This is a genomic window from Clostridium amazonense, assembly GCF_056431285.1.
The window spans coordinates 15,063-28,882 of the sequence record NZ_JBWKMH010000033.1; the positions used below are offsets into that span (position 1 = coordinate 15,063).

The 13,820-nt window shown below is 25.7% G+C and carries 17 protein-coding genes; all 17 read right to left on the reverse strand.

Going from position 1 to position 13,820, the window contains the following annotated elements; genetic code table 11:
* Positions 1–287: 287 nt before the first annotated feature.
* On the reverse strand, positions 288–1,094 hold the full coding sequence (locus AC07E4_RS14500) for a class I SAM-dependent methyltransferase (protein ID WP_034439907.1): 807 nt from the start codon (positions 1,092–1,094) through the stop codon (positions 288–290).
* Between the two features lie 483 nt (positions 1,095–1,577).
* Positions 1,578–3,563: a YgiQ family radical SAM protein gene (locus tag AC07E4_RS14505; RefSeq protein WP_478216778.1), complete on the reverse strand. Its 1,986-nt coding sequence runs from the start codon at positions 3,561–3,563 to the stop codon at positions 1,578–1,580.
* Positions 3,564–4,149: 586 nt separating this feature from the next.
* Positions 4,150–4,398 carry a hypothetical protein gene (locus tag AC07E4_RS14510; protein WP_478216779.1) on the reverse strand — a complete coding sequence of 83 codons (249 nt, stop codon included), beginning with the start codon at positions 4,396–4,398 and terminating at the stop codon, positions 4,150–4,152.
* A 198-nt stretch (positions 4,399–4,596) separates the two neighbouring features.
* A complete protein-coding gene (locus tag AC07E4_RS14515) occupies positions 4,597–5,253 on the reverse strand; it encodes a class I SAM-dependent methyltransferase (RefSeq protein ID WP_478216780.1) in 657 nt (218 codons plus the stop codon).
* A gap of 8 nt (positions 5,254–5,261) precedes the next feature.
* Entirely contained in the window at positions 5,262–6,122 is an 861-nt protein-coding gene (locus AC07E4_RS14520) for a GNAT family N-acetyltransferase (protein WP_478216781.1), read from the reverse strand.
* Positions 6,123–6,145: 23 nt separating this feature from the next.
* Positions 6,146–6,709 carry a GNAT family N-acetyltransferase gene (locus AC07E4_RS14525; RefSeq protein ID WP_478216782.1) on the reverse strand — a complete coding sequence of 188 codons (564 nt, stop codon included), beginning with the start codon at positions 6,707–6,709 and terminating at the stop codon, positions 6,146–6,148.
* A 20-nt stretch (positions 6,710–6,729) separates the two neighbouring features.
* Positions 6,730–7,629, reverse strand: coding sequence for a GNAT family N-acetyltransferase (locus tag AC07E4_RS14530; RefSeq protein WP_034439920.1), 900 nt, complete (start codon positions 7,627–7,629; stop codon positions 6,730–6,732).
* A 23-nt stretch (positions 7,630–7,652) separates the two neighbouring features.
* Positions 7,653–8,099, reverse strand: a complete 447-nt coding sequence (locus tag AC07E4_RS14535) for a GNAT family N-acetyltransferase (RefSeq protein ID WP_430829512.1) — start codon at positions 8,097–8,099, stop codon at positions 7,653–7,655.
* Positions 8,100–8,167: 68 nt separating this feature from the next.
* Positions 8,168–8,698 (reverse strand): N-acetyltransferase family protein, encoded by a 531-nt coding sequence (locus tag AC07E4_RS14540; RefSeq protein WP_478216783.1) that lies wholly within the window; start codon positions 8,696–8,698, stop codon positions 8,168–8,170.
* Between the two features lie 36 nt (positions 8,699–8,734).
* The gene (locus tag AC07E4_RS14545) at positions 8,735–9,232 is read right to left on the reverse strand and encodes a GNAT family N-acetyltransferase (protein ID WP_478216784.1); all 498 of its coding nucleotides are present in this window, start codon (positions 9,230–9,232) and stop codon (positions 8,735–8,737) included.
* Positions 9,233–9,251: 19 nt separating this feature from the next.
* Positions 9,252–9,782 (reverse strand): 2'-5' RNA ligase family protein, encoded by a 531-nt coding sequence (locus AC07E4_RS14550; protein WP_478216785.1) that lies wholly within the window; start codon positions 9,780–9,782, stop codon positions 9,252–9,254.
* A gap of 48 nt (positions 9,783–9,830) precedes the next feature.
* Positions 9,831–10,313 carry a GNAT family N-acetyltransferase gene (locus AC07E4_RS14555; protein ID WP_478216786.1) on the reverse strand — a complete coding sequence of 161 codons (483 nt, stop codon included), beginning with the start codon at positions 10,311–10,313 and terminating at the stop codon, positions 9,831–9,833.
* Between the two features lie 24 nt (positions 10,314–10,337).
* The gene (locus AC07E4_RS14560; RefSeq protein ID WP_478216787.1) at positions 10,338–10,805 is read right to left on the reverse strand and encodes a GNAT family N-acetyltransferase; all 468 of its coding nucleotides are present in this window, start codon (positions 10,803–10,805) and stop codon (positions 10,338–10,340) included.
* Positions 10,806–11,146: 341 nt separating this feature from the next.
* Positions 11,147–11,308 carry a hypothetical protein gene (locus AC07E4_RS14565; RefSeq protein ID WP_158644446.1) on the reverse strand — a complete coding sequence of 54 codons (162 nt, stop codon included), beginning with the start codon at positions 11,306–11,308 and terminating at the stop codon, positions 11,147–11,149.
* A gap of 22 nt (positions 11,309–11,330) precedes the next feature.
* Positions 11,331–11,477, reverse strand: a complete 147-nt coding sequence (locus AC07E4_RS14570) for a hypothetical protein (protein ID WP_430829518.1) — start codon at positions 11,475–11,477, stop codon at positions 11,331–11,333.
* 469 nt (positions 11,478–11,946) lie between these two features.
* Positions 11,947–12,582 carry a chloramphenicol acetyltransferase gene (locus AC07E4_RS14575; RefSeq protein ID WP_034439934.1) on the reverse strand — a complete coding sequence of 212 codons (636 nt, stop codon included), beginning with the start codon at positions 12,580–12,582 and terminating at the stop codon, positions 11,947–11,949.
* An 8-nt stretch (positions 12,583–12,590) separates the two neighbouring features.
* Positions 12,591–13,148: a nucleotidyltransferase family protein gene (locus tag AC07E4_RS14580; protein ID WP_478216788.1), complete on the reverse strand. Its 558-nt coding sequence runs from the start codon at positions 13,146–13,148 to the stop codon at positions 12,591–12,593.
* Positions 13,149–13,820 lie beyond the last annotated feature (672 nt).

Genomic DNA, 13,820 nt, shown 5'->3' on the forward strand with positions numbered 1-13,820 from the left:
TATGAATACAAGTAAAGTCAGTCACAAAATTAAAATTTAAATAATTTTATCTATATCTTTTTAATAAACGAAATATTACATAAGCTATAAATACTAAAATAGCTAAATTCAAAATAAATGCTGCACAAATCATTAAGTCAAACTCCATAAAATTTCCTCCATTTCAATTATAATATTTCAAATCATTTTTTATTTATTAAAGAACCGGGGATTTAAATCCCCGCTACACTATGACTAATTCTTTAACTGAAATATAAATAATCTAATTTTCATTTTAATATTATAGTCTATTTTTTTACAATTATATTAAGATGTTCAGTACTATCTCTAAATTGTGGAAGTTCACAAGCTTTTATAGCTGCCTCTAAAAAATTATCATAAATATCAGGCATATATCTACACAAATTTTTCATTTGAATATTTAATCCACTTACAAAACTTTCTGCTCCTGCATAAGATAAAATATTAAATTTAGATTTTCTAACTTCATCTAATGCTATTATTGGCGTTGTAAAATAAGTCTTAGTAAAACTCTCTTCTTTAGGGAACTTTAAATCGCCCTTTAAATATCTTCCAAAATGTTCCTTATCAGCAAATACTTCTGGGAACTCACTAACAGCTGGTTTTAAACAACCCCATGTGTTTATATATGCTACTAATGCAACCCCATCTTTTTTTAATATTCTGTAAACTTCACTTAAAACTTTTAACCTTTCTTCTTCATCATGCAAATGATATAAAGGTCCCATAACAAGTATTCCATCAAAGCTCTCATCTTCAAATTCTTCTAACTCCAATGCACTTTTAACATAATATCCTTCTGCACTTAAACCTTCCTCTTCTATTTTCCTCTTTGCAATCTTAAGTTCATTTTTGGATATATCTAATAGTGATACTTTATATCCCTTCTTTAATAATTCCATGGAATATCTTCCTGGGCCAGAACCTATATCTAAAACATGTCCTTCTTTCTTAAAATACTTATCTATTAAATAAACTGTTGATTTAAACTCTACTATTGAATATGGATTGGCAAGTCTTCCCCATTCCATCTCTGCTTCACTATCATAATATTCTCTTACATCATCACTCACAATAATACCCCCTTTTATTTTTATTCTGTAAAAAATTAAAAAGGTATAGCCAAAATCAGCTATACCTTAAAAAAATCATAAAATATCGATATTTATAATACATTAATAACTTTTAAAAGTATTATATACCTATCTTTTTACGAAGAGATATTGCTGATGAATATTTTTCTATATTTATATTATTGTTATTATTAAATTGCCAATTATTATTTAAATATAGTTTCATCATTTTTCCCTCCTAAAAATAAGTATGTATTAATTATAGTTAAAAGTTTACTGTAATTCAATGGTTTAAAATGAATATTTTGTTAATAGTTTGTATCCTGTTTATTTAGTTTACTTTTTTTTATCAATCTTAAACTATGTAAAATTTTAAATTGAATTGTTGACTTAAATTGTTAAAAGAAATTTGAAACCACTCACAAAGCATTCTTCATCCTTTTAATAAATTGAAGTTAAATTTTAAATATAACATTTACTATTTTATCTTCTTTTTTTATTTTTTACATTTCCACTTTTCTTACTTTTATTTTTGAAATCATCTTTAGACTTAACTTTCTTATCATTAACTTTAGGTCTACTTTTTAAATTTTTTGTATCTGGTTTTTCTTTTTGGAATTTTCCTTTACTATTTGAAGTTCTTTTCTTTCCTTCAAAGTTATTCTCACCTTTTCTAGGTTTTATAAGACACTTAGGTCCAAATCCAATTAAATCTTCTCTTTTTGCTTCAACCAATGCTTCATATACCAATGTATATTTTTTAGGATCTTTATACTGCAGAAGTGCTCTTTGCATAGCCTTTTCATGTTTTGTTTTCGGAACATAAACTTCTTTCATTGTAAGAGGATCTAGCCCTGTATAAAACATAGTAGTTGACAATGTTCCTGGTGTTGGATAAAAATCTTGAACCTGTTCTGGCATATAATTTATATCTCTTAAATACTCAGCAAGTTTTATTGCTGATTTTATTGTACTACCAGGATGGCTAGACATTAAATATGGCACAACAAACTGTTTTTTTCCTACTTCTTCTGTAGTTTTATAAAATTTATCTATAAACTTATCATAAGTTTTTCCTGCTGGTTTTTGCATATATTTTAAAACCTCAGGACAAATATGTTCAGGTGCAACTTTAAGCTTTCCACTTACATGATGCTCAACAAGTTCTTTAAAGAATTTATCTTCTTTATCTGCCATTATGTAATCGTATCTAAGCCCTGATCTTACAAAAACTTTTTTTACATTAGGCACTTTTCTAACTTTTCTTAATAACTCTAAATACTCAGTATGATCGGCATCTAAATTTTTGCAAGGACTTGGGTATAAGCATTGTCTATTTTTACATGCCCCAAACTTTAATTGCTTTGAACAAGCTGGTCTTCTAAAGTTTGCAGTAGGACCTCCTACGTCATGTATATATCCTTTAAAATCTTCAAGTTTTGTAATTTCTTCTGCTTCTTTTAATATAGACTCTTCACTTCTACTTTGAACAATTCTTCCTTGATGAAATGTTATTGCACAAAATGAACAACTTCCAAAACAGCCTCTTGAACTAACTATGCTAAACTTTACTTCCTCAATAGCATCTATACCACCTAAGCCTTCATACATAGGATGATAATTCTTCGTATATGGAAGATTATAAACTTTATCTAGTTCCTCCCTAGTAAGTGGCATTTCCGGTTTATTTTGAACAACATATTTATTTGCATGTTGCTGAACTATAGGTTTTCCTATTACAGGGTCTTGCTCTTCATATTGAGCCTTAAACGCTTCTGCATATTTAATCTTATCTTTACATATTTCTTTATAAGAAGGGATTAAAACATACTCATCTTTCACATCTTCTAAATTTTCTACAACATAACAAGTTCCTTTTACATCTCTTATGTTTTTAGCTTCTACTCCATTTTCTAAGTTTCTAGCAACTTCTACAATTTGTTTTTCACTCATACCATAAACAAGCAAATCTGCACCACTATCAATAAGCATTGACTTTCTTACTTTGTCACTCCAATAATCATAATGGGCAAATCTTCTTAAACTAGCTTCTACTCCACCTATTATAACCGAAACATTCTTATATGCTTCTCTAATTTTATTACAGTAAACAATAGTTGCTCTATCTGGTCTTAGACCCATCTTTCCACCTGGTGAATAAAAGTCTTTATCTCTTAACTTTTTACTTACAGTATAGTGATTAACCATAGAATCCATATTACCTGCATTAACTAAAAATCCAAGCCTAGGTTTACCTAGTTTCTTAAAATCTTCTACATCTTTCCACTGTGGTTGTGGTATTACCCCTACTTTATATCCTTCATTTTCTAGTACTCTGCCAATAATTGCAGTACCAAAACTATGATGATCTATATATGCATCTCCTGTAACTATAATAAAATCTAACTCATCCCAGCCTCTTTTTTCCATATCTTCTTTACTAACTGGCAAAAATTTTTCCCTTGTCATCTCATCACCTACTCATTTGTATTAACATTCTATATGTTTCTAAATTCAACTTTAAAATAATTTGTTTTTCAATTTTATACTTAATTCACAGTTTATTTTTTAAACCATTTAAAACTTATTAAGAAAATCTATTGAAAAAAGGAGATAAAAATCCCCTCTATAATAATTTATTTGTACTAAAAATGAAATCATTATAATACATCTATAAATCTTAACATTTTAGATTTATTTTAGTCCTATACTTTATTTCTAATTTCATTAAACTTTCTATAAAATCACTATATGATTATACATTATAATTATATCAAATCATATAAAAATATTTAATTTAATATATATAACACTGTTCATTAAACCTATTTATACTTCTTTTTAATCACTATAAAACTTTTATTTATATTTCAATTTATAATAAAAAACTAGGAATCTATAACTCCTAGTTTCACATCTTATCTATATATTAAATATTTTATTAAAATATATTTATAATTCCATTTATATAAACCTATGTTAAGTGAATTTAATATAAAATTCACTATGTCATGATTTAAAACAAGGCGTAATTATTGCTTTTATTAAACTATTATTAGTTTAATCCTAGCACTCTATTTACCTCCTTGTTAGCTCTAGTAGAAGATTGTATTATCTTTTTATAAAGGTCTTTTCCATTATAACCTTTTTTCATATACTTAGTTTCGTAATACTCAAATGGCATATTAATGTTGTTTTCATTTAAATGTTTGGCTAGTTTCCTATCTTTCATCATTTTTCTAGCTTGCATTCTATACTTATTTCTTAAAAAATGAGCTTGTTTAGCTTGATCTTTTAGCGACAAAGTTCTATCTATCTCATTAATTATATTTTTATCTTGTTTAAGATACCATATTCTCACTTCTACATTGCTTAATTTTTGTATTGATTCTATGTTTTTTGTTATATCATTTGCTATTCTTACCTACTTTCAAATCTTTTTTGTTAAAAGATACTATCTTTTATTATATAACATATATCATTTTTTGTAAATCAATAATTATTATTTATTTGCTTTAATAAAATATCCACCTTTATACCAATTTAAATATTCCAGTTCTACATTCCAGCCTCTTTTTTCATATCCTTCTTTAATTTCATTTGGTGACAATTTATTTTTAATTCTACTATTTGATTCAATGTACCATCCCATTTGTCTTATTTCTTTTTTTACAATTTTAGTTACATCATCTAAGTATTTATTTGTATCTTCAATAAACATAAATACATCTCTACTGACTAAAAAATCTATACTATTCTCTAAAAATTTTTCACTTAAATTACATAGATCTAAGTTAATAAATTTGAATTTTTCACTTCTTACATCTTTCAATTCTTCAGCGCAATCTTCATCTAAATCTATACCATATATTTTTTCTATTGAGTTGTTACTTATCAATCTTCTACTTAAAAATCCACCACCACAGCCTAAATTAATAACATTTCCATAAAGTTTTTCATAATACCCATATATCTTGTTATTATAAAATATTTCAGCACTACTTTTATCTACTACTAACTCACTTCCGCATTTTTCACATTTTAACTTTACTTTAAAATCCGTTTCATCCCAAGGGTGATGTTCATTTTGAAGTATACTACACTGATTACCACAATTACATTTAGTTCCCCATATTAAAAATTTATTATACTCTTCCATCAACACTCTTACTCCTTGTCCATAAATTGTCTTAAAAATTGAGTTTCTTCTATTTTTTCAAATCCCAATGATTTATATAACTTAAAAGCTTTTTGATTCCATTTAACCACACCTAAAACAATAGAGTCATATCCTCTTTCAATACATTTATTTATAGCAAATTTCATAGTTTCTCTTCCGTATCCATTTCCTTGATACTTAGAATTAACCATTACAAAATCTATAATTCCATTTTCCATAAATACACTTGCTATTATTTCATCTTCACTATCAACTGTAATATATATATTATCTTTTCTTTTCAAAGTATTTTTTCTATTTTCATCACTAATATCTATGGATTTATATGGAGTAATATCATTTGCTTTTCTAAGCTCATAAAAACATTCTCCACCTAGTTTTTCATATTTTTCAAAATACCTATCTTCATAGTTTTTAAACTCTAAACTTGATTTACTTTGTTTAGTTCCATTATATTTCATATCATAACAAGAAAACCAAGTTTTAAATCCTAGCTTTTTAAAAAACTCTGTGGAATCTTCAATATCTTTTCTAAATGATGTAGTTATTAAATTTGCTTTTTCATTTTTTAAATATTCAAATGCTTTTTTATATAATAAACTTGCTATACCACTTTTTCTACTATTTTTTAAAACATATATGTTTATTGACCACTTATTAAATTCTTCAGATGTTTTATTAAGTTCTATAAATCCTTTTATACCACTTTCGTCATAAACAAAAGTAGTGTTGGTTTTATTTTCTGATCTTTTTTGAAATTCTTTAAGTTCTTCATCACTTATTAAGCATTCATCTTTTAAAATCATATTAATTTCATTTAAATCATCATCTATAAACTCTCTTACCATATTAACTCCTATCCATAAAATAATTACTTTTTAGTATAATATTCATCTTTTAAAAGTGAGTATATACAAGCATCACAAATTCCTTGATTATTTATATCTGCATTTCGCAATGTCCCCTCAAACTTCAATCCACATTTTATCATTACTTTACCTGAATTTTCATTTCTTGGATCATGACGAGATTCTATACGTTTAACACCAACTTCTTCAATTAAAAATGGAATTATTCCATTAAATGCCTCAGTTATAATCCCCATATGCCACCATTTTTTACCTATGCAGTATCCAACATGAACCATATTAATTTCTTCATTCATATGAACAACATTAATAGTTCCAATAGGTTCTAACTGATTTTCTTTTAATACAATAGCCCATTGATAAAATTTAGGATCAGAATAACTATCAACCCATTGTGTCAAAATATCTTTTGCTATATCTATAGATTTAATAGGCTTCCAAGTTAGAAATTTAGTTACATTTTCATCATTAGCCCAATTACTAAACATAGCACTTGAATCTTCCATATTAAATTTTCGTAATATAAGTCTATCTGTATCTATTTTTACAGTTCCTAAATGATTCATATTGTTTACTCCAATCCATATTACATTTCTAATTTTAAAACACGCATATTACAACTTAGTTTGTAACCTTGTCTTTTTAAACTATTTTCCATAGGAAAGTTATTAACATCAATATCTCCTATAATTTTTTGTATTCCAGCTTCACTTAAGGTTTTACTTCCCATTGTCAATAAATCATCTACATATCCTTTTCCTCTTTCATTCTTCACAACACCTATATAATTTATTGCCCCATATTTATCATTAAACTTTTGTGGAATTATAAGTCCAACTAATTTTTCATTTTTATAAGCTAACTTCCACCATTCCTCATTAAAGTCAATTTCCTTAAGCTCATTAAAATATCTTTGTGCTGCCGCTTCTTTTCCTAGTGTTTTAACATTTTCTATATCATCTCTATCTAATGTATTCTCTGTTACAGCTTCTATAGCTTTTACATATTCTTTTTCGCCAACTTCTTTTAATGTTTTAAAATTTAAACCTTTACTTAAACTTTTAACTTCCCTTATGTTACTTTTATCCCATAGATAGCTATATTTTTCTTGTGTTATTTTAAATCCCACATTTAAAAACATATTTTTATAATTTTTAAACTGTACATTATCTGAGTAAAGATGTGCCTCTACACTATCATATCCCTGACTCTTTACGTCATCTATAACATATTTTAAAAACTTTTCTCTAATATCATCTCTACGTTCGTAAATATTAATTCTTAAAATTTGAAAATTATCATCAAATGATCCCCCAACTATTCTTCCAATGAATTTCCCCTCATCCTCTAAAACATAACACCACTTAAGTTTAACTATATCATCATTAATATCTAATAATAAACTGTCTTTAAAAGCCTCACTATCAACCATACTAATTTTTGAATATTTATCAACTTCATCAATATTTATGCTTCTAATTCTCAAATCATACCCTCCATTTTCAAATATTAATTCTTAATTATATTTTTTTCCATATAAACTATATTATTTATAGTTTTAAATCCTCTTCTTTCATAAAAGCCTTCTGCTTTATCATCTCTAGTTGTAAATAATGTAATGTTTCTTATATCTTTTTCCTTAAGTCTTTTGGTTAATTCTTCTAAAAGCTTAGAGCCTATACCTCTACTTTCCACCTCAGAGTTTGTCCAAAATTCCTTTATATTAAAATTCATTCCATCATAATAAATTTCTTCATTACCAATAATTGCACCTAAAAATTCATTATTTTCTGATGCAATTAAACCATAAAATCCTTGTGTATTCATTGTCATACTAAGTCTTTTAAATGCAGTTTCATAAGTCCACTTATCATTCCAAGGCTCTTTATTAAATGCCTTAATATATGAATGAACAACCTTCTCCAAATCTTCTCTTACAAACTCTTTATAATTCATAAATTTCCTCCTAAGTTTTATATATTTAAACTCTTTGATATATACTATAATACAATATTATTTTTCCTTTAAAAAATATTGATTATATCTTTAATATTTTTAAATAAATATTGTATTTCCTTTAACTTCTCATTCCCAATAGTTATTTCTTTTTCATTAACTTTAATTCCACCATTTGATTCATAAAACTTACGACCACCATAATTATCATTTAAAGCCCATAAAGAAACACTTTGCAAATTTAATTTGTTGAAACTTTCTAATATCTTTTTGAATAACATTTTTCCTATACCATTATTTTGATAATCTTTTAAAACATAAAGTCCATAAATCTCTGCATTTTTAATCTCAGTGTCTTTCTTTTCATAACCACCTGATATAAAACCAACTATTGTTTCATTTTCCTCTTCAGCTACATAAATTATTCTTAAGCCCATATCATTATCTAACATGCTTTTCCAACTTTTTTCTCTGTTTTCATATGACAATCTTTCTAAATACTCATTGCATATAATATCCTTATATGCACTTTTCCAAGTATCTACATGAACTTTTGCAATTTCTTTAGCATCATTTATTGTAGCTTTTCTAATTATCACTTTTATTCCCCTTCCAAAATTAACATTTTTAAATTTTTAATTTACAATTAGGGTTAAAGTTTCTGCCAATGATCCATCATCTATTCTAAAGATACTTTCTGACTTAAATCCATATTTCTCTAATATTTTTCTAGATGCTATATTTTTAGGATTTATTATAGCACTGGCTTTTTTTACAGATGTTATCTTTTTACATCTATTTAATAAAACCCTTACAATTTCTGTTCCATATCCATTTCCCCAATATTGTGGTAATAATAAATATTCTAGTTCAACTTCATCTAAAGATTCATTAATATTAATTGAACAAATACCAATAAACTCCTCAGTATTATTTATAAAAACTTTGAAACTTCCTAATTCATTATACTTTAAACTATTTTTAAGTATACCTTTATAACATTTTTTTGCTTCTTCTAAAGTGAATACTCTTCCATAATTCATTACCATTACATCTTCATTAAAAAACACTTGAGAAAAATACTTAAAATCATCTTCTGAAAAAACTTTCTTTAAAATTAATTCATTATCCATAGAAATACCTCATTTCTATTTATTTCATGAACTTAAAAACTTTAACTTCTCTCATTGGATAAAACTCATACAATCCAAGAGATACTATTTTACCTTTAAACGGCTCAAAGTTTTTATTTATTATAGGTATTGATTTTAAAATTTTTTCTTCATTATCATCAATAATAATAGTAGCATGTGGAACCCAATTTTTAGATTTAACTGTATACTTAAACCCAACTTCACCACATTTATCTTCATACTTTTCATGAACTTTACAATGTAAATCTATTAAATCCTCTGAAACTTGTGGTGCTAAAAATGCAACTTCTAGAGAAAATAAACCCATATGATTAAAATTTATTTCCACCTTACTATTTTCACTACAAATCTTTTCTATATAATCACAAAGTTCTTTTTCTTCTACACCTTCATATGCTGCTAATGTTATATGCGGTGTTAAACTTGTGTCACTTAATCCATTTTTCTTCAATTCATCATTTATTAATTTAAATTTTTTGTTTGTATCTTCATCAAACATAGCAATTAAACATATAAACTTTTCTTCCATAATTATTCAACGTCCCTTCATAAACACTAGTTCTTAATTAGAATATAATTATTCTAAAATCATAACATCAAAATCTCTTTCTACATTACCTTCAACCTTTTTAAATGAATTATTTTTTCTAAATCCAACTTTTTTATACATTCCTATAGCTCGTTTATTGAATGATGCTACTGTTAAACGAAATTTCTTTGCACTTAGTTGATTAGTGGCAAACTTTATAGCTTCTATTAAAAATCTACTTCCTAGTCCCTTTCCACACATGTCAGGTCTAAGTCCTAATCCAATGTCAACATATTCTTCATCATAAATTTCTAACTTATTCCCCTCTGGAACTTGAGCTGCCTTTCCTAAACAAAAATATCCTAAAATTTCATCGTTTTCATCTAAAAATGAAAAATATAAGTCATTTACAAATTCATCTATACAACTTTGTTTTCCCTCAATGTTATATATTTCATATGGCTTTTCATAAATCCATTCTGAAATTTTTTTTGCTTCTTCATTATTTACTTTTCCTAAATGTAATGCCATAAAATCTCCTCCAAAATATATATTTTAAATTAAAATTCTTTTTGCTACTTCTTCCTTAGTAATACTTAATTCATTTTGTCTATGATAAAATTGTTGCGCTTCATTATTAGATGCTGTAAATAAATAAAAACTAGATACACCTTTAGATTTAAAATAATCTTCTGCTCCCCTTAAAAGCTTTTTCCCTATACCCATGCAACGATTATCCTTTAATGTATATATCCAATCTACATAACCTGTTTTATTAAAATCTACTAATGTAAAATTAATGGATATATCACATCTACCTACAATTTTATCTTTATATTTAGCAATTATTATTTTTGTATTTTCCATATCATCAATCTTTAACATTTTTAATTTATTAGTGTAATCTTCTTCATTAAAATTCCATCCCCAAATATCTTTCTCAGTTTCTCTTGCTTCCTTTTCAAAGTTGCATAAAGCCTCAATATCATACTCTTTACACACAGTTATTTCTACATCTTTCATAGCTTGTCCTCCTTTTTTATTAAAGTTATAAAAATAACATAATATTATCTCACCTTAAAGTATTCTATGAAAAGAAAATCAAGATATTCTCCTATCTTGATTTTCTAAATTTAAAACAATCTCTTACTATACAGATTGTTTTGATATCCTAAATTTTTACTCCCTAAAATCGTTTTTTGTGTTACTCCCTAATTTCTAATCAAATTACTCCCTAAATTTAAATAGCTTTGAATTAAATTAAAATGTTTCACGTTTCAATTAGTATATTTTTTGTACATTTTATACTAACTCTATTTTCTAATTTTATTATAAGTTTCATAACTTCTAATCCCCTCTCAAATTTACTTTATTGCATTTTGTTCAATTTTAAATTGTGTTAATTCATTAATTCTGCTTTTATAATTGCCTCTTAAATTATCTTCTTTAGAATTCCAAATCTCAAATTCTTTTTCATATTCATTGTCTGCAATTATATTAGAATTAATACTTATGCTTAAATACATTTTATTGCCGCTCCTTGTAATATTACATTGGTTTAGTTAATACATTCATCATCATTGCTTCTTTAGAGTATTTCTTTTTATTTAATATTTGTTCTCTGCTTTTGTAGCTTTCGATGTATTGTTTGTATTCTTTTTTTGCTTGATTTAAATTATCTTTCATTTCTTTCACCTTTTCTTTCTTTTTCTAATGTTCTTTTACTAAATTCATTTTACTTATTTTTGTTAATTTGTAACTTTGCTTTTGTCTGTCACTCCCTTCTGAAAGTAGATTTTATAGCATATAAAATTATTACTAACTAAATATCTATATAAATACTTGACTATTTTAATTTTTTTATACTTAATTGCATAAAAAAAGCATAGCCATTCAGCTATGCTCTATTATCAACATACTTAATATATATACTTACTTATAAATTATATACTATAAATATTTTTACTTAGAGATAGAACTGATGATTTATTTTTCTCATTATTAAATTGTATTCTTTTAACTGTTATATTTGTTTTAATCATTATTCCTAACTCCTTTCAAAAATTTTATATATTTTGCTTACATTTATTAGTTTATATCTTTCCATTTTACATGTCAACCATTTTATGTTAATAAACTGTTAATTTTTTGAATACTTTTTATTTTATAAATTATCCTTTGGATTATTTAATATTTCCTCAATTCTTTCAAAATATCTTCCAATATGTATTCCATCAACTACTGCATGATGAGCTTGTACTGATAATGGCATTTTTAAAGAACCATTTTCTTTAAAATATTTTCCCCAAGCAATTCTTGGAATACTATCAACTGGACTCATATCTATTGGATGGCTCATACTTGTAAATGATACCCATGGAATACTAGTCATAAATATACAATTATCACTAACTTCATCATCTTCAAGTTCTACTACATTTTTCTTCTTCTCAATTTCATTAAGTCCATTTAATACAAACTCATTAAAATTATATGTAAATTTAGTAGAACAGAAATTAAATACATCATCTTGTCCCATAATTGTGAAAGATGGATTTACAGTTTCATGTTCAACTACAGAATTTCCTCTTATTCTATACTTAAATTCCTTAATTTCATTTGCTACCTTAGATACTACATAAACAAATGAAATAAAAAATGGTTTTTCTTTCTCTTTTATATATTCATAAAACTTTGTTATATCAACATTAGCACAAACATTTACATGTGGATAATCCATATTTTTATAAAGTTCAAATTGTTTTCTTCTATTCCAAGTTTCTAAATCTAATTCTTTCATATATATTGCTATTTCCTTTCAAGTAAGTTAATTATTTCTTTTTTTATATTATTAGGAATATCTCTTTTCAAGTTTCTTTCAAATAAATTTTTATGTTGTATTTCATTTTTACTAAAATATTCTTTTATTATGGGTATTCTTCCTTTTGGATCTTTCATTAATACATAACAAACAAACCAATCCTCTAATGAAGTTACATTAACACAAGTTTCATTTACATTCATTTTATCTACTACAGCTTCATCATCTAATAAAAAGTTATATTCTTTTTCATCATCAGTAACTATAGTAAAATCCGCCATAAACTCAATGTTAATACCATTAATAACGTATCCAAAAAATTCTTTAGTTCTAAAACTAGCTTTATACTCTAAATTTAATCTCTCATATTTTAAATCCATAACATCTTTTACTTTTGAGGCATCTTTAAAATTTATTAATATATCTATATCCTTAGGCTTATCCCATATTCCATTATTATAAAGCACTAAAGAACCACCTACTGCCCATAGTATATTCAAAGAATTTAGTACATCACTTACATCTTTTAATACATCAAAATACATCTACTCCACCTCTTTTTTCTACACATTTATACAAATTATGTACACTTTATAAGTATAACCTTTTTTAACCTAAAAGTTAAGACTATTATGATTACTATGGGGTTCCAAGTTCGAAGTTTAAATAACATATTTATCAAATGATATTATTAAGCTTACAGTTTATTCTAATATCATGTTTGGAACCAAGTAAAAAGTATAACACCTTCGTAGCTGAGGTTTTAACCTTGGCGGTACTGTATCCTTGCTATATTTCATTGGTTTAAATTTTAAAATATATTAATCAACAGTAGGGACGGACCTATCATATGATAATCACCTATTCATAGTACACTTCCATTTTAAATAACATATTTACATAAACAAGCAAAGTCAGTCCCAAATAGATTATAAATTAAGTTGGAGTATTGAAATTTGGAAATTAACGTTATGCAAGAATAAATTCTAGCCTATAAAGAGTGTGAATTTTATTTAATTATCCTCGTGGCCGAGACTTCAGTCTTGGTGTTTTTTATATGGTAATACATTTTAAAAATGATATAAAATAACGTTATGCAAGGTTGAAACCTCGCCTACAAATGTTGGTTTTTGATTAGATTTTCTTCGTAGCTGAGGTTTTAACCTTGGCGGACTATTATGTGGATATAAAATAAGAATTAGTATATATAAGACATT